Here is a 17,578-nt window from a genome sequence, read left to right as displayed (position 1 = left end):
CTCTAGCGAGGCTTGACCGTCATCTCACCCTGCCCTTCCCCCACGGCCTGCAGATTCGGGCGGTACATCGACTCGACCTGCGGCGGTGGTACCCGGTAGGTGCCAGGGGTCACCGCTCGCGCCAGGTACAGCAGATGCGTAGTTGCGTAGCTGTCCAGCTTGAGCGCTGCGACGTAACGGTCGTCGCGATACTCCTGGTGAACCACGTTGGCATTTTGCATCGATTCGCGCCATTGCTTCACGACGCCGCTGGCGTTATCCAGGCTGGCTGCACTTTGCGCAAGGTTCTGGTTTTCGAGCTCCAGGCCCGCAGGCAATAGATCGACCACCAAGGCATCGGGAACGCGCTCATCGGCCTTGAGGGCAAGGTGTACGAGTACCAGGTCGCCGCTACGCAGGTTCGCCAGGTCCAGCGGCTGGCCCTTCATGCCCAGGTACTCGCGGCGGATTTGCATGCCATTGCTACTGGCAGGCGGCGCCTGACGCGGGTAACCCGACAGGGTCAGCTGCTGGTAGACGGTCTGGCTGCCCTGGTTCTGCACCGTCAGCGGCGATGCCAGCAGTGGCCCTTCCAACTTCATGCCGGCTTCGGCGTTATTGAAGTCACGCAGCTCACCGGCGCTGTCCAGGCGGGCCTGCCACTTGACTTCCGGCGTGCCCAGCAGGCCACGCCCGGCCAAGAACAAGGCGTTGCGCTCCTGGGTGGACAGCCAGCGATTGGCAGCCACTTCATCGGACAGGGCGAAGAGCCGCTGGTCCACCTGGCCACTGGCAAGCTTATTCTCCTGCAGCAGTGCCAGGATCAACGCCTGGTCACGCAGGGGGCTGCCGTAATCTGCCATCCAGTTCTTGCCGCGGCTGACGGCAAGCCCTGCCTGCAGGGCCTGGTCGGCACGAGGCTTGTCACCCATCTTGTCCAAGGCCACGGCCAGTTGCACCAACGGCAGACCTGAACGCGCGTCGGCGCGGCGCTCGAACAACCCGCGCAGCGCGCCCAAGGGCGCCTGCTGACTGCGCGACAGCACCAGCGCGGCGTAAGCCTGCACGGCAAAACGGGTGTGATCGGCATCGTCGCTGTAGTCCACGTCGATCAGGTTGCGCTCCTGCAGGTAGCGCAACAACCGCTCGTTGGCTTTCTTCAGCGCCTCGGCGGGTACGCCATAGCCTTGGTCGCGCGCGCGCAGGAGGAAGTCGGTGACATAGGCCGTCAGCCAGTATTCCTCTTCGCTGTCGGCACTCCACAAGCCAAAGCTGCCGTTGTAGCGCTGCATGCCCAACAGGTGCTCGATGCCCATTTCGATCTTGCGCTTGCGCACCTCGGCCGGTTCACCCTCGATGCCGAGCCGCTTGAGGGTATCGGCGTCCGCATACAGCGACGGGTACAGCCCGCTGGTGGTCTGCTCAAGGCACCCATACGGGTAAGCCTTCAGCGCCCGGATCTGTTCGGCGAGGTTGAGCGGGGGTCGGCTCGACAGGGCCAGCGTGCCCTCGAGGCCGGCAGGCTCGAAGGCCGCGAGGTCCGCCTCGGGCAGCGTCCAGGGCTGATCCTTCAAGGCCACGCGGAATTGCTTGAGCATGGCGGGATAGGCCGGACGCACGCCCAGCGTCCATTCGCGCTCGAACGTGGTCGGCGCCTCGCCGGCCAACTGCAGGCCGGTCACCTGCACATGCACCTTACCCTGCCCCAGGCCACCTTGGGCCTGCACCGGAATCATCAGGGTCGACCGCTGGCCTTCGGCCAGCGCTACAGACTGCGTGGCATTGCCGGTCATGCTCACTTGTCCTTCGGTGGTCACCTGCACGGTCAGCTGCTGGGCAGCTCCCGACAAGTTGGCCAGGTCCAGCGCCAGGCGCGTCTGATCGCCGCCTGCCAGGAACCGTGGGGCCGAGAGTTCGGCAATCAGCGGTGCGGCCACCACGGTCTTGCCCTCTGCCATGCCGAAGTGATCCTCGGTCCAGGCCTGAGCCATGAGCCGCAGCTCGCCGTTGAAATCAGGGATATCGACCGTGGCCTGCCCTTCTCCCTTGTCGTTCAGGGTCACCGGCAGGCTCTGCTGGGCCACGATGGTGACGGTGGTATTGGGGCGTTTGCCACCCTTGGCCATGGCCGCATCACCACCGAATGCCAGGCTGGCCAGACGCCCTTGCCCGGCTTCGATCAGTTGCCCGTAAATGTCGAGCTGGTCGGCACCGTAGGCCTTGCGGCCAAACAGGCTTGCGAATGGATCCGGGGTCTTGAAGTCGGTGATATTGAGAATGCCGACGTCCACCGCCGACACCAGCACCCGTATCTGTGCAGGCACGCTGCCGTCGGCGTTTGCCGCCTTGATTTTGACCGTCAGCGGCTGCTTGGGACGCATTTTTTCCGGTGCCTGCAAACTGACTGCCAGCTTGCGATCGGCACGGTCGAGCGGCAGGTGCAACACGCCTACCGCACGCTTGGGCGTGGCATTGGCTTTGCGTTCACCTGGGCGCACCACCAAGGTGCTGAGGTAAAGGTCGTGGCGTGCCCAGGCTTTGTCCAGCGGGATATCGAAGGTCTTGCCTTCTGCAGGTACCTGGATTTCCTGCCACCACAACGGGCCGTCGCTGGACTCGATCATCAAGTAACCACTGCCTGCGGCCGGCGGCGTAACCGTGACCTTGGCCGTTGCACCGTCGGCGTAGGAGGGTTTGTCCAAGGCCAGCTTGACCTGGTCGGGGCGTACAGCTCCGCCTTCGGCATTGTCCTGGGCGCGGTAGCCTGCCCAGAAGCGCTGACTGGACACCAAGCCGGTCTGCGGGTCTTCGACTTCCACGCGATAGGGGCCCCACTCGACCGGGAAGCTCAGCTTGGCCGTGGCGTCGGCCTTGACGCTTACCGTCTCTTCCACTTGGGTCAGGAATTTTTCGTTGTAGGCGTAGCTCCAGCCGTCATCTTGCGAGTAGTTCCAGTAGTAATCGCGTCGCTCGCGGATCAGCCTGACCTTGAGGTCGTCGGCGGCCAGTTTCTTGCCCTCGCGGTTAGCGACCAGAAACTCGAATTCCACCGGGCCTTCACTGTCAGCTTCATCGCCGTCGAACAGGCCACGCAGGCCTGGCAGGCGTTCGGCCGGCCAAACAGGTTGCTCGAGGCGGCGCGTAATGGGCCTGCCGCCGGACTCCTGCAAACTTGCCTGCACGGTCAGTTGCAACGGCGAACGCGCCTCTGCCCAGCGGCTGGAAATATCCAAGACCGCCTTGCCCGCCTGGTCGAGGGTGACTTCATCGAGCTCCAGGTCCTGCTCCAGTTCGCCTTCGGTAACCGACCCGAACTGGTAGCCCGGCAGTGCAGGTACCGCTTCACGCAGCGGGCGCACATAGGCCTGGCCACTCAGGCGATTGCCAGCGGCCGGCGCACCGTACAGGTAGCGGCCAGTCACCTCGATGCGCGCGTCCTGCTCAGGGGCCAGGGGCTTGCTGCTACCCTTGAGGTCGAGGGCCAGCCGCTCAGGCAGAAAGTCCTCGACCAGGAACTCGTAGACCTGCTTGCGTCCACCGCCCAGGTCGAGCAGCAGTTGCCAGCGGCCGGTCGGCGCCTCGGTGGCCAGTTGCAGCTGGTACTGGAACAGACCCTTATCGTCTGCTTCCCAGACGAACTTGCGGCTGACTTGTTCATCCGGCCTGCGTACTTCAACGTTCACCGGCTGAGCCTTGACGGGCTTGCCGTCCTGGTCGCGCAGCAGGCCGTTCAGCAGCACCGTTTCGCCTGGGCGATACAGGTCGCGCGGGCCGAAGATAAAGAGTTGCAGCGGATTGGCCTGGGGGCCGGTGATGTCGAACTCTGCCAAGTCCAAGGCCGCAGTATTGAGCTGCAGCAAGGTCGTGTGCACGCCTTGGGTGGCGATGAGGGTATCGGCCTTGGACGTGATCGGCAGTTCAGCATGACCTTTTCCATCAGTGCTGGCCTGGGCCAGCAGCTTGCCTTTCTTGTCGTGGAGCTCGATGTTCACGCCATCCATCGCCTTGCCCCCTTCCAGGGCCTGGGCGAATACATCGATGCGATCACGGTAGCGATGGGCCGATATGCCAATGTCGCTCAAGGTGAACAGGGTGGCTGGCTGGGAGTAATTGTAGGTTCCCGAGGCGCGCATTACGGCCAGGTACACACCGGGCTCCTGCAGCGGCTTGATGCCGGCAATGGGCAACAGCACGGTTTCGCGCGTGTTGCGTGCAGGGTTGAGGTCGAAGCGGCCGCTGTAGACCAGTTCGGCCATGCTCAGCGTGTCCTTGGACTGGTAGTACTCCAGGCTGCTGCTGCGCCCCCAGTTGGCCATGAACGAGGAAATCATGCCGGGTTTGACGCGGAAGAATTCCACATCCACCTTGTTCACATTCAATGCGATGACCGGCAGGCCCTCTGCCAGCCGCGTCGGCAGTAGCGAGCCCCTGCTGGCGAAGCCAACGGTGGGTTGCATGTCGCGGGTTTCAAGGCGAGTGATCGACTCTTCCTGCAACGCCTTGCCGTTGACGGCCAGCAGCCCCTTGTCCACCGTCAGCACCAGCTTGCGCTGCGGTTCCAGGTGACGCAGGCGCAGCTCCATCTGGCTGTCGGACAGCTCCCAGGCGCCGTCCAGCTTGCCCTTGACCGTGTCCACCAGGTGGACCTTGTTGGTGAAATCCTGGTCGGCATCCAGCGGCGCCGAGAAACTGACCGACAGTGTGGCCGCGCCATCGAGCTGTACTTCCGACACATCCAGTACCGTCAGCTCACGGCCCTCGTAGCGTTTGGCAAGCACCGCAGGATCTTCGCGCTGTGGCGTCTTGGCGGCGGCGCTGGCGCTGGCGGTTGGCTTCTGGGCAGGCGCTGGGGCGTCAGGCGTTGAGGAGTCACAGCCGCTGAGCAAGGCCAGCGCGCAGGCCAGCAACAATCCTTTGTTGAACATGGAGTAGACACTCGAAGGCAGGGTGTAGATGAAGGCAGCAACTATAGCGCAAGGCCAGGTGCTACACCCAGCGTTGTGCGCCAGATGAGACCTTGGTCGCACGCAATGGTTGCGTGGCCTTTACACTGTCGCCCTTGGCTTGCATTGCCGCCCGGCGGGCGCCCCGATCAAGCGCTTGCAGTCCTCGTTTTCGCTGGAATGAACATGCCCCGATTCTTCGCCGACTGGCACCACCGCCCCACCCACCGCAAGGTGTGGGGGCTGGCCGCGCCCATGATCCTGTCCAATGTCTCGGTGCCACTGGTGGCGCTGGTCGACAGCACCGTCATTGGCCACCTGCCCCATGCCCATCAGCTGGGCGCAGTGGCCGTGGGCGCTACGCTGTTTACCTTCATGGTCGGCTTGATGGGCTTCTTGCGCATGGGCTCGACAGGCTTCGCCGCCCAGGCCGCGGGCCGAGGCGATGGCGCCGCCCTGCGCCAGGTGTTGGTTCAGGGCCTGTTGCTGGCAGTAGGCTTCGCATTGCTCATCGGCCTGCTGGCCCTGCCCTTCAGCCAGTTGGCCCTGCATGCCATGCAGCCCAGCGCGGCCCTGGGGCAAGCCACACAAACCTTCTTCCACACCCGGTTGCTGGGCCTGCCGGCGGCACTGGCCAGTTACGCCTTGGTCGGGTGGTTTCTGGGGACCCAGAATGCCCGGGCGCCCTTGGCGATCCTGCTGACCACCAACCTGCTCAACATCGTGCTGAACCTGTGGTTCGTGCTCGGCCTGGACTGGGGCGTCCTGGGCTCGGCACGCGCGTCGGTGATTGCCGAATGGTGCGCGGCCCTGCTGGGCCTGGCGCTTACCCGCCCGGCCCTGCGCGCCTATCCGGGCCACATCGCCTGGGCAGCACTCAGACGCTGGCAGGCCTGGCGCCCGCTGTTGGCAGTGAACCGCGACATCTTTTTGCGCAGCCTTGCCTTGCAGCTGGTTTTCCTGCTGATCGCCGTACAGGGCGCACGCCTGGGCGAGGCGACGGTAGCGGCCAATGCACTGCTGCTCAACGGCCTGCTGCTGACGGCCTATGCCCTCGATGGCCTGGCCCACGCGGTCGAGGCGCTGTGCGGTCACGCCATTGGCGCTCGGGACCGCGGCACCCTGCGCCGTGCGCTGGTGGTAGCCGGTGGATGGTCGCTGATTGCAAGTTCGGTCTTTGCCGTTCTGTTCTGGGTGGGGGGACACCTGTTCATCGATCTGCAAACCGATATCGACAGTGTCAGGGCGGCGGCTTATCCGTACTTGCCCTATCTGGCGTGCCTGCCGTTGATCGCCGTGTGGAGCTATTTGCTCGATGGGCTGTTCATCGGGGCCACACGCGCCCGGGAAATGCGCAATGCCATGCTGACATCGCTCGCCATTGCATTGCCGTTGGCCTTTGCCCTGAGCGGGCTAGGCAACCATGGGCTGTGGTTGGCGTTTCTCGGCTTCATGGGCGTGCGCGCCATGACCTTGGCCTGGGTGGGGTGGCGCCTGCAAGGCAAGGACGCCTGGGTGGCGTGAGATGACTGGCATGGGCCAGCGAGCAACCCAAGGCGGTGCTCACCGCCGCCACGCTGCGAAGGCGTGACGGCGATGAGCCCCCTCAGGGGCTGAGGCTTCTCAGGACGAGAGGTAGGACGAACGGGTCAAGCCCAGGCGCAGCGCATCAAGGTACTGGGTACGCTCGCGCGCGGTGATCTTGGCGCTGGCCACCTTGTCGCGGTAGTGAGTCATCAGTTCCTCGGGAGACAGGTGCACGTAGCGCAGCATGTCCTCGATGGTGTCGTGGGTCTCGATACCGGCGTGGTACACGCTACCATCGGCATTCTGGTAGATGTTCACCGAGTCGGTGTCACCGAACAGGTTGTGCATGTCGCCCAGGATCTCCTGGTAGGCCCCGACCAGGAACACGCCCAGCAGGTAGTCCTCGCCCTCGTTCAGGGCATGCACCGGCATGCTGGTCTCGATGCTCTGCTCATCGACATACTGGTTGATCTTGCCGTCGGAGTCGCAGGTCAGGTCTTGCAACACGGCGCGCCGCAGGGGCTCTTCGTCCAGGCGGTGCAGCGGGATGATCGGCAGCACCTGGCCGATGGCCCAGGTATCGGGCAGGCTCTGGAACACCGAGAAGTTGCAGATGTACTTGTCCGCCAGCTTGTCGTTCAGCTCATCGAGTACCTGGCGGTGCGAGCGCTGGCGAGCCTTGAGCGAGTTGTACAGGCGACGGCACACCGCGTAGTAGCACTGCTCGGCCAGGGCTTTCTCGGCCAGGCTGATCTTGCCGTCGGCATACTGGGCGGCCACGTCGCCCATGTAGTGGGTGGCGCGCCAGTAGGTTTCGGTCACCATCTCAATGTCGGTGGGCCCCAGCAGATCGGCTAGCCACTGCACGGTTTCCGGCAGCGCGTCCTTGTTCTCGATGGTCGGCACCTGGTCGTTGTGGCGCTCTACATCAGTGACCTGGATGACCAGCATGGCATGGTGAGCCGTCAGCGAACGGCCGCTCTCCGAGAAGATGTGCGGGTGCGGCAGGCCCTGCGCGTCGCAGAACTCCTTGAGCATGCCCACCACCACGCCGGCATAGTCATCCATGTCGTAGTTGATCGAGCTGGCGTTGCGCGAGTGGGTGCCGTCGTAGTCCACACCGAGACCGCCGCCCACATCGATGTGGTCCACCGGCAGGCCCAGGGCGCGCAATTCGCCGTAATAGCGGATGGCTTCCTTGAAACCGTGCTGGTAGTCCGCCAGGTTGGCGATCTGCGAGCCCATGTGGAAGTGCAGCAGGCGGATACCTTGGTCGAGGCCGGCATCGCGGAAACGCTGCACCACGGAAATCAGCTGCGCGGCAGAAAGCCCGAACTTGGACTTCTCGCCCCCGGTGTCAGCCCATTTGCTCGATGCCAGCGACGACAGGCGCACGCGTAGGCCTACTTGCGGCTTGACCTTCAGGTCGGCCGCTTCCTCGATCACCAAGGCTACTTCGGACTCTTTCTCGATGACGATGAAGACGTTGTGGCCCAGCTTCTGCCCCATCAGCGCCAGGCGGATGAACTCACGGTCCTTGTACCCGTTGCAGACGATGGTGCCGCCCTTGGGCGCCAAGGCCAGCACTGCCAGCAATTCAGGTTTGGAGCCGGCTTCCAGCCCAATGGACACGTTCTGAGTGGCGATGATGTTTTCGACCACCGCCTCCTGCTGGTTGACCTTGATCGGGTAGAGCGCGGTGTACTGGTTCTGGTATTCCAGGCGCGCAATGTTGGCGTCGAAGGCGCCGGTCAACTGGCGCACGCGGTCCTGCAGAATGTCGGGAAAGCGTACCAGCAAAGGCAGCGACAGGCCGCTCTGGCGCAGCTGATCAACCTGCTCGTACAGGTCGATCGGCGAGCTGTCAGGGCCGTTGGGGCGTACTTCGACGCGCCCGGCTTCATTGATGGCGAAATACCCTGCGCCCCAATGGCGGATGCCATAAACACTGCGGCTGTCGGCCACGGTCCATTGGCTACCATCGTCTTTGCGTGTGCGTCGTACGGACATTCAAGTCCCCTATAAATTGAGTCAAGACACTGCTGGGCAAACCGGGAAGGCAGTGTAGAAGCCAAAAATGACGGTTCGTCCGTGCTCTGGGGTAGACCCTGGTCACTGCGACGAGTTTAGAAAGCGCAGGACGAAAACCTGCCGAGCGACTCAGCCGCCCGACTTTTTCGCCTTGAAGCCCTGCTTGATAAGCTCGTCGATCAGCAATTGCACATGATCGCCCTGGATCTCGATGACGCCGTCCTTGAGCGCGCCACCGGTACCACAGCGGCGCTTGAGGGTGGCAGCCAGCTCCTTGAGCTGATCGGGCGGCAACGGCACACCCGTGACGGTGGTCACGGTCTTGCCGCCACGGCCTTTGCTCTCGCGGCGCACGCGGGCGATGCCATCACCCTCGGGGATGACCTGCTGCTTGCAGGTACAGGCATCCACAGGCTGGCCACAGTCAGGGCAATGACGACCGGCATCGGTCGAATAAACAAGACCGCCGAGGGCGGAGAGGGAAGAAGCTTTCTTGGCCACTTTTGTGCCTCGGTGCTGAGGACAAAAACTGGTCGTACCTGCACATGAGGCCGACCGCGAAGCCCCACTCTGGCAGGGGCGGCGCTACTGCCGCAACACGTGCGGCAGCCCGAAAAGGCCGCGCAGTGTAACGATAAACGGTGCAGTTGCTAAGTACCGGATTGCGCCATTTTGCGAATGTTTTGCGACCCTACGTGAATGGGTTAGACAAGGCGGTTCCTGTAGCGCATCAACGCGGCCATCGAGTCGGGGCAATAAGGCCTGAGCCGACTGTCCTCTAGCGCTTGGTCCACATCGATGAACCGTGCCTCGATCACTTCCTCAGGCTGCAGCCGCAGCGGCGCATCGGAGACTGCCGAGTACAAGGCGCACCACAGGCGATTGTCAGGCTGATCGAAGAAGAATCGCTCGTGAAAACGCAAGTTTACGTCAGCTATGCCCAGTTCCTCGGCCAGCTCGCGCGCGGCCGATTCGGCGTAGGTTTCACCGGCGGCCACCATGCCGCCGGCGGCAACGTCCCAATAGCCGGGATATAGCGCCTTGCTCAGGGTACGCCGGTGCACGCACAGTTCACCGGCACCATTGAACAGCAGAATGAACGTGCAGCGCCCGATCAGCCCGCGCTCGCGCAACTGTGCCCTGGGCAATGCGCCGAGCACTTGGTCGTGCTCGTCTACCCAGGTGACCCGTTCCCGGTCCGAAGCCGCCCGGTGGGCGGCTTCATCAGGGCTGAAGGTCATCTCAGCCCTGCGACAGCAGCTGGCGCAGGTCGATGACCGCCGCGTTGGCGCGGGAGATGTAGTTGGCCATGACCAGCGAGTGGTTGGCCCACATGCCGAAACCACTGCCGTTGAGCACCATCGGGCTCCACAGGGGCTCTTGCGAGGCCTCCAGTTCCCGGATGATCTGACGCACACTCACGGTCGCGTTCTTCTTGGCCAGCACGTCGGCGAAATCGACTTCGATCGCACGCAGCAGGTGCGACAGTGCCCAGGCCTGGCCACGGGCTTCGTAGAACACGTCGTCGATCTTCAGCCATGGGGTTTCCACGACTTCCTCGTCCACCTGCGGCGCCTGACCAGCCACCACGGACTCGGTCTTGAGCGTGGTGTTGAGCTTCACGCGGCCTACGCTGGCCGAGAGGCGTTGCGACAGCGAGCCCAGGCGGGTAGCGACGTCGCCCAGCCAGTTGTTCAGGTTGTCTGCGCGGGTATAGAAGATCGCGCCCTTGTCACCCGAAGCCAGGCGAGCCTGGTAGCGCGTCAGCGACTTGATGCCTTCTTCGAATTCCGATTCGCTGGACGGCAGGATCCAGCTCTTGTAATCGAAGTTGAAGCGCGGCTCGGCCTTGGCCAGGTCGGCATCTTCGGTCGATTGCGACTGGGAGCGGGCGAAGTCCTTGCGCAGCGCGCGGGAAAGGTCACGCACCTGGACCAGTACGCCGTACTCCCAGTTGGGCATGTTGTCCATCCACAAGCCAGGCGGGAGACGGTCGTTGGCAATGTAGCCACCTGGCTTGTTCAGCAAGGTGCTCGCCACGGTCTTGAGCGTTTCGACAGTGGTGTAGCCCACTACCATCTGCTGGCCATTACGCTCGGCTGCGCTCTGCGCGCTCTGCTGAACCGGGAACAATTCGGGCTCCTGGCTCCAGTACCAGGAAAGGCCGATACACACCAGCAGGTAAAGCCCAACCAGGGCTAACAGTGAGCGGCCCAACAGGCCACCAAAATAGCTACGGGCGGCAGCGCCGCGGCCGTCGACACGCTCGCGGGGCTCGGCTTTGGCCTCGCGGTTTTTCCAGTCCAGCATGGCTATATCCTTGATCAGTCACGACGGTTCAGGGGCTTTGACCACAGGCCTACGCCAGGGTGCCACGGCAAGCCCGCCTGACAGCACTATAAAGCAGACACCGCCTTACGCATAAGCGACCCCTTGGTCGGTAACTGAATAGTCATTCAGCCCACTTTGTTGAAAGGGGGCACGCCTACGCAGCTCAAGAACTGCTAGCATAGAGCCATCACTGCCCCTGCATACCCCTAACGACAAGTAGCCAGGACATGAGCCAAGCAGTTGAGCCGAGCCCGCAGTGCCCCCCTGAGCATCTTGTGCGTAGCGGCCTGCGCAAGGACGACCCACGCGACCAGTTGCTGCTGGCGCCCCAGCGCAGGCCGGTCTATATCCTCTTGCAGGACCACGACCGCGCCGAACGCCTGGCCCAGCAACTGGAGTTCTTCGGCCTGGGCGTACAGGCCTTGCCCACTGCCGATGCCTTTCGCGCATCGGTAGGCGAATGCCCGCCTTCGGCGGTCATCATGGACGTCGACTTCAATGGGGTCGGCCAGGGCCTGGCGTTGGCGGCCGAAGTCCAGGCGCGGCAGGCCAAACCCCTGCCGCTGCTGTTCTTCAGCCACCACGAAACCGACACTCCCACGCGCTTGGCCGCCGTGCGGGCCGGCGGGCGCGATTTCCTCACCGGCACACTGGAGGCTTCCAGCCTGCTGGAGAAGGTCGAGCGCCTGACCGATGCCGCGCCGTACGATCCCCTGCGCGTACTGATCATCGATGACTCACGCACCCAGGCCCTGTTCACGGAACGGGTGCTGGCAGGCGCCGGGATGATCACTCGCAGCCTGACCGACCCGATCGCCACCATGGCCGAGCTGGCTGATTTCCAGCCTGACCTGATCATCCTCGACCTGTACATGCCGGCGTGCACCGGCCCTGAACTGGCCAAGGTGATTCGCCACAACGACCGCTACGTCAGCGTACCGATCATCTATCTGTCGGCCGAGGATGACCTGGACAAGCAGCTCGAGGCCATGAGCGAAGGCGGCGATGATTTTCTGACCAAGCCGTTTCGCTCGCGCCACCTGATCACCACCGTGCGCAACCGCGCTGCCCGCGCTCGGCATCTGAAGGCGCGCATGGTCCGCGACAGCCTGACCGGGTTGTACAACCATACGCATATTCTGCAGTTGCTCGAGGATTGCAGCTTCCGTGCCCGCCGCGAACAGCAGCCGCTGAGTTTTGCCATGCTCGACATCGACCGGTTCAAGAAAATCAACGACCGCCACGGCCACCCCATGGGCGACCGGGTGATCAAGAGCCTGGCGCTGTTTCTCAAGCAACGCCTGCGCAAGACCGACTTCATTGGCCGCTACGGCGGCGAAGAGTTCGCCATCGTCATGCCCAATACCGCTCTGGAGGCGGCGTACAAGGTGCTCGATGACATCCGCGGGCGTTTTGCCGAAATCCTCTACCCGGCCCAACCCCATGACCTGCGCTGTACGTTCAGTGCAGGCGTCGTGCAACTCGATGACGGGCTCGATGCCCTGACCATGGCCAGCGCGGCCGACGAGGCGCTATACCGGGCCAAGCATGCAGGACGTAATTGCGTGGTGCGTGTGGAGCCCTGAAGGGGTGGGCAAAGAATAAAGGCACTTTGCCATTCAATTGCGTGCCGCCGTCATCATCGCGTCACACGAACGCAATAACTTCAGGCCCCTGACTCTTCCCTCCCCCGCAGGAAGCACGCGGCTATGCGCCTGAAATGGCTAACCAATTTGAATACATTGTTGCTGGTGACGGTGTGCATTGCTCTGGGCGTCACGCTGTGGTGGTCGCAGCGGGCGCTGGAGCGTCCCTACCAGATGATGGAGCGCTACCTGACCCTGTCGCGCCATTTTCAGACTGAGGCTGCCCAGAACATTCAGGCTTATCTTGGTAGCGGCGATGCCGTGCGCCATGCGGCGGCACTGCAGGCCACGGAGCAACTGCAAGCTTCGCTGGCCGACTGGCCCGAGGCGCTGGCCAGCCAACTGCGCCCCAGCCTGGACCACCTCCAGGCCTTCAGCGCGGGCGAGTTGCTGGCAGCCGGAAAGCTGGCCGGTGACCCCCAGGCGCTGTTGCTGCAAGCCGAACGCGAGCTGGGGGCCAACCTGGAGCAACTGACCACCTATGCGCGCGACAGCACCAACCCCGACGCTGGGCGCTATCTGCTGCCGCTTGTTGAGGCAACCCTGCACCTGAGCAGGCTGGGCCTGGCGCGGGAGAAGCTGGTGGGCAGCGGCCGGCCCGAACTGGCGACTGAGCTGGAGCGCGAGCTGCAATCGATCCAGGCCCAGGCGCAGGTCATCGAAGGCTTGCCGCTGCTGGGCGTGACCCGTATTGCCGAATCGGACGCGGATGACTTTGCCGCGCTGATGGGTTTGCAGAACGATACCCGCGCCCAGCAAGAAGACGTCGCCGTGGGCCTCAAGCGCGAGCTGCAAAGCCTGGTTGGGCGCTACCCGGCCGAGCTGCAACGTACCCGTGCCCAGATCGCCCAGCGCGCCGCCCTGGCGACCCGCGCCACGCAACAGCTGGAGGCAGTGCGCCAGGCCATCGCGGCCCTGGAGCCACAAGTGCGCAGCCTGCATGGCACCATCGCGGGGGAAGTGCGCATCCTGCAAGGGGCGATGATCGTGATGATCCTGCTGATCGCCCTGCTCATCGACACCCTGCAACGTCGCCTTGCACGCACCCTCACCGGCTTGGTGCCTGCGCTGTCGCGCTGGGCCGAGGGCGATTTTACCCAGCCTGTCGAAATGGGCAGGACCAACCGCGAGCTGCATGACATCCAGGCTTCGCTCAATCGCCTGCGCCAGTACCTGGTCGAACTGGTAGGCGCCTTGCGGCACAACGCCGAGCAAGTGGCCGGCAGCAGTCATGCGCTGGCCGACATGAGTGCTGCCTTGCACGATGGCGCACAACGACAGGCCGGGGATACCGGGCAGATTCGCGACGCGCTTGGGGAACTGGAAGCGACCATCCAGCAGGTGGCTGGCGACGCCAGCGCTGCGGCCCTGGCCAGTCGTGACGCAGGCCGGGCAGTGGAACAGGGCCAGGCTGTGATCGGGCAGAGCCTGTCGGGTCTACGCACGCTGGTCGACGAGGTACAAGGCAACGCCCGCATGATCGAGCAACTGGCAGAGGAATCGGCCACGATCGGTGGCGTGCTGACGGTGATCCGGTCCATTGCGGAACAGACTAACCTGCTGGCACTCAATGCCGCCATCGAAGCCGCCCGCGCTGGCGAGATGGGTCGCGGGTTCGCCGTGGTGGCCGACGAAGTCCGCACCCTGGCCCAGCGCACCACCGGCGCCACTGGGGAAATCCAGACCCTGATCGACAGGTTGCAGCAGGCAGCCAAGGGCGCCGTGGACGGTACGCGGGTACAACTGGAGCATGCCGAGGCCACTGCCAACCAGGCCCAGACTGCCGATGGCGCATTGGACGAAATCGTGTGTGCGATCCGTACTATCGCCGACACTGCCCTGCGCATTGCCGAAGTGACGGCGCAACAAAGTGATGCGGTCAGCGATATCCGTGACCACAGCGAGCGGATTCATCAGCTGGGTGGCGATAACCTGCAACGCATCGGTGAGGGGCGTGAGCAAGGCGATCACCTGCTCAGCCTGGGCAGCGCGCTGAACCAGGCGGTGGGTGCCTTCAGGGTCTGAACCGGCCGCCCGCCCTGGCTCCACGAAATAGCCTTAGACCATCACCGGCAAGGCGGGCGGGCCCACACATGGTTCCTTGAGCGCCAACTCCGTTATGATGCGCGGCACGTTCGATCTTGCGAGTTCACCATGCGCCGCCTGTTTTTCCTGTTGTGCCTACTGCTGGCCAGCCCGGTGTTCGCCACGGGGCTGCTGGACAATCGCCCCAGCGCTACCCTCGGGGCCTCCTCACTGGCCGGCAACGCCGATTTCCTCCCGGTGCACGAAGCCTTCAAGCTGAGCCTGATCCAGGCCAACGCCCATGCCATCAAGCTGCGCCTGGTGGCCACCGACGGCTACTACCTGTACCGCCACCGCTTCGTGTTTCGCACCGAGCCGGCCGACATCGCACTGGGCACGCCGGTCATCCCGAAGGGCGAGGCCAAACATGACGAGTTCTTCGGCGATGTGGAGGTGTATCACGGCATCGTCGACATTGAATTGCCACGCAATGACCCCAGGGCCTTCACCTTGCAGGTGGGTTACCAGGGCTGCGCTGACAAAGGCTTGTGCTACCCACCTGAAACCGAACACCTGAGCATTGAAGGTGAAGGTGCGCCGAGCAGCCAGGCCGCACACGCCTGGGAGTGGAAAGCGCTCTTGCTGTTCTTCATCGCCGGCGTGGGCCTGACGTTCACGCCGTGCGTGCTGCCCATGCTGCCCATTCTCTCGGGGGTGGTTTTGCGCGGTCAGGCAGGTGGGCTGCGTGGGCTGTCGTTGTCACTGGCCTATGTGCTGTCCATGGCCGCCAGCTTTGCCGCCCTTGGGGCCTTGATGGGCCTGTTCGGCGCAGGCCTCAACCTGCAGGCGCGCCTGCAGTCGGCCTGGGTGCTGGTGCCTTTCGCGCTGTTCTTCGTGGCTTTCGCCTTGGCCATGTTCGGCTTGTTCGAACTCAAGCTGCCCCAGGCCCTGAGCAACCGCCTGGACGGGGTCGCCAATCGCACCCAAGGCGGCTCGCTGCTGGGCGCGGCGGCCTTGGGCGTATTGTCCAGCCTGTTGGTTTCACCTTGCGTTTCGGCGCCGCTGGCGGGTGCGTTGCTGTATATCAGCGCCAGTGGAGACGCCTTGGGCGGTGCGCTCAAACTGTTCGCGCTGGGCCTGGGCATGGGTGCCCCGCTGCTGCTGGTCGCCACCGGTGGCGCCGCCTGGTTGCCGAAAAGCGGCCCATGGCTCAACAGCGTGAAGAACGCCATCGGCGTCCTGTTGCTGGGGCTGGCCATCGGTTTGCTCAGCAGGGTCTTGCCAGGGCCTGTCACCCTGGGGCTGATCGGTTTGCTCGCTGCCGGGGTGGCCGTGTTCCTGGGGACCCTGGAGTTCGTCGTGAAGACGCCTCGCCAACGCCTGGCCCAACTGCTTGGCCTGGCACTGCTGGTCTACGCCCTGGCCTGCTGGTATGGCGCCCTCAGCGGCCAGGGTGATCCGCTGCGACCGTTGCCCCCTACAGGAGGGAGCACGGCTGGTCAGGCTGCGTCCCCTGCCCAGGCGTGGCGAACACTGACCACCGCCCAGGCGCTCGATGCTGCACTGGCCGATGCCAAGGCCGCAGGCCAGCCAGTGCTGCTGGACTGGTACGCAGACTGGTGCATCAGCTGCAAAGTCATCGAGCACGAGGTGTTGAATGCACCTCAGGTGCTGCCCCAGCTGGCGGGTTTCAAACTGTTGCGCTTGGATGTGACGCGCAGCGATGCGGCCCAGCGTGCCCTGCTGGACCGCTATCGATTGTTCGGCCCGCCGGCATTGATGTTCTTTGCCGCCAACGGCAGCGAACTGACCGCTGATCGGGTGATTGGCGAGATAAATGCCGAGAACTTTGCGTCCATTTTGTCCCGCGTTCGCGGCCAGGCAGGCCTGTAACGGCCCGCTGGCATGGGAACATGTCGGCGATCAGTGACCGGATCCTGCTATCTGGTCACATACTTCGCGCGAATCTCGCTCATCGTGCTGGCTATTGCCGGGAACTGGACACTTGCCGTCGCTTTAGGCACACTCGCCGCGCTGTGTCGAATTGCCCTACAAATCCAAGGAACTCGCAGATGGCAACGCTACTGGTGCTTCACGGCCCCAATCTGAACCTGCTCGGTACGCGCGAGCCCGGCCATTACGGCGCCGTGACCCTGGCCCAGATCAACCAGGACCTGGAGCAACGTGCTCGCGCCGCGGGCCACCATTTGCAGTATTTGCAGAGCAACGCCGAATACGAGTTGATCGATCGTATTCATGCGGCACGCAACGAGGGTGTGGATTTCATCCTGATCAATCCGGCTGCATTCACCCACACAAGCGTTGCATTACGTGACGCATTGCTTGCGGTGAGCATCCCATTCATCGAAGTGCACCTGTCCAACGTGCACAAACGCGAACCGTTCCGTCATCACTCCTACTTTTCCGATGTAGCCGTAGGAGTGATCTGCGGTCTGGGCGCCAGCGGTTATCGCCTGGCCCTGGATTCCGCGCTGGAACAGCTGGCTGCCAACGCACAGCCCAAATGATGAAAGCCCTGGCCTCGGTGGCCAGGGTCAAGAGAAGCGTGTCGACACGCTTTAACAATTTCGCCCCCTGACCGAACCTTTGGGAGTTGATGATTAATGGATATCCGTAAAGTCAAGAAACTGATCGAGCTGCTGGAAGAGTCTGGCATCGACGAGCTGGAGATCAAGGAAGGCGAAGAGTCGGTTCGCATCAGCCGTCACAGCAAGACCCCAGCTGCCCAGCAGTTCTACGCACCTGCCCCGATGGCTGCGCCTGCCGCTGCCCCGGTCGCCGCTGCCGCACCTGCTGTCGAAGCTGCCGCCGCGGCACCGGCCCTCAAGGGCACCGTCATCCGCTCGCCAATGGTAGGCACCTTCTACCGCAAGCCTTCGCCGACCTCGCCGAACTTCGCTGAAGTGGGCCAGAGCGTGAAGAAAGGCGACACCCTGTGCATCGTCGAAGCCATGAAGATGATGAACCACATCGAAGCCGATGTCGGCGGTGTCATCGACGCCATCCTGGTAGAAGACGGCCAGCCGGTTGAGTTCGACCAGCCGCTGTTCACCATCGTTTGAATCGCGGAGAGCC

At 63.6% G+C, this 17,578-nt stretch carries 11 protein-coding genes; 6 read left to right on the top strand and 5 right to left on the bottom strand.

The window, feature by feature from the left end; all coding sequences use genetic code 11:
* Positions 1–2: 2 nt before the first annotated feature.
* Positions 3–4,904: an alpha-2-macroglobulin gene (locus ACF8R3_RS10165; RefSeq protein ID WP_392515561.1), complete on the bottom strand. Its 4,902-nt coding sequence runs from the start codon at positions 4,902–4,904 to the stop codon at positions 3–5.
* Positions 4,905–5,108: 204 nt separating this feature from the next.
* On the opposite strand from ACF8R3_RS10165, the gene ACF8R3_RS10160 reads away from it, so the two are divergent.
* A complete protein-coding gene (locus tag ACF8R3_RS10160; RefSeq protein ID WP_058639413.1) occupies positions 5,109–6,446 on the top strand; it encodes an MATE family efflux transporter in 1,338 nt (445 codons plus the stop codon).
* Between the two features lie 99 nt (positions 6,447–6,545).
* Here the strand turns inward: ACF8R3_RS10160 and speA are convergent, their stop codons facing one another.
* The 4 genes from speA to ACF8R3_RS10140 all read right to left on the bottom strand — a co-directional run bounded on the left by speA (position 6,546) and on the right by ACF8R3_RS10140 (position 10,790).
* Positions 6,546–8,459 carry an arginine decarboxylase gene (gene speA, locus ACF8R3_RS10155; RefSeq protein ID WP_058605287.1) on the bottom strand — a complete coding sequence of 638 codons (1,914 nt, stop codon included), beginning with the start codon at positions 8,457–8,459 and terminating at the stop codon, positions 6,546–6,548.
* Between the two features lie 150 nt (positions 8,460–8,609).
* Complete coding sequence (locus ACF8R3_RS10150; protein WP_058605288.1) at positions 8,610–8,981, bottom strand: translation initiation factor Sui1; 372 nt, start codon at positions 8,979–8,981, stop codon at positions 8,610–8,612.
* Positions 8,982–9,184: 203 nt separating this feature from the next.
* Positions 9,185–9,721, bottom strand: a complete 537-nt coding sequence (locus tag ACF8R3_RS10145) for an NUDIX hydrolase (RefSeq protein ID WP_182140554.1) — start codon at positions 9,719–9,721, stop codon at positions 9,185–9,187.
* A gap of 1 nt (position 9,722) precedes the next feature.
* Positions 9,723–10,790 carry a DUF2333 family protein gene (locus tag ACF8R3_RS10140; protein WP_392515560.1) on the bottom strand — a complete coding sequence of 356 codons (1,068 nt, stop codon included), beginning with the start codon at positions 10,788–10,790 and terminating at the stop codon, positions 9,723–9,725.
* Positions 10,791–11,038: 248 nt separating this feature from the next.
* On the opposite strand from ACF8R3_RS10140, the gene ACF8R3_RS10135 reads away from it, so the two are divergent.
* From ACF8R3_RS10135 to accB, 5 genes are all read left to right on the top strand, one after another.
* The gene (locus tag ACF8R3_RS10135; RefSeq protein ID WP_078479170.1) at positions 11,039–12,397 is read left to right on the top strand and encodes a diguanylate cyclase; all 1,359 of its coding nucleotides are present in this window, start codon (positions 11,039–11,041) and stop codon (positions 12,395–12,397) included.
* Between the two features lie 123 nt (positions 12,398–12,520).
* Positions 12,521–14,482, top strand: coding sequence for a methyl-accepting chemotaxis protein (locus ACF8R3_RS10130; protein WP_392515559.1), 1,962 nt, complete (start codon positions 12,521–12,523; stop codon positions 14,480–14,482).
* A gap of 129 nt (positions 14,483–14,611) precedes the next feature.
* A complete protein-coding gene (locus tag ACF8R3_RS10125) occupies positions 14,612–16,375 on the top strand; it encodes a protein-disulfide reductase DsbD (protein ID WP_392515558.1) in 1,764 nt (587 codons plus the stop codon).
* Between the two features lie 179 nt (positions 16,376–16,554).
* The gene (aroQ, locus tag ACF8R3_RS10120) at positions 16,555–17,010 is read left to right on the top strand and encodes a type II 3-dehydroquinate dehydratase (protein WP_078479173.1); all 456 of its coding nucleotides are present in this window, start codon (positions 16,555–16,557) and stop codon (positions 17,008–17,010) included.
* A 96-nt stretch (positions 17,011–17,106) separates the two neighbouring features.
* On the top strand, positions 17,107–17,565 hold the full coding sequence (gene accB / locus ACF8R3_RS10115) for an acetyl-CoA carboxylase biotin carboxyl carrier protein (RefSeq protein ID WP_023535179.1): 459 nt from the start codon (positions 17,107–17,109) through the stop codon (positions 17,563–17,565).
* Positions 17,566–17,578 lie beyond the last annotated feature (13 nt).

The organism is Pseudomonas sp. FYR_7 (assembly GCF_043106155.1).
GTDB lineage: Bacteria > Pseudomonadota > Gammaproteobacteria > Pseudomonadales > Pseudomonadaceae > Aquipseudomonas > Aquipseudomonas parafulva_B.
Note: the sequence above shows the minus strand (reverse complement) of the source record. Positions and strands in the feature narration are given on the sequence as shown.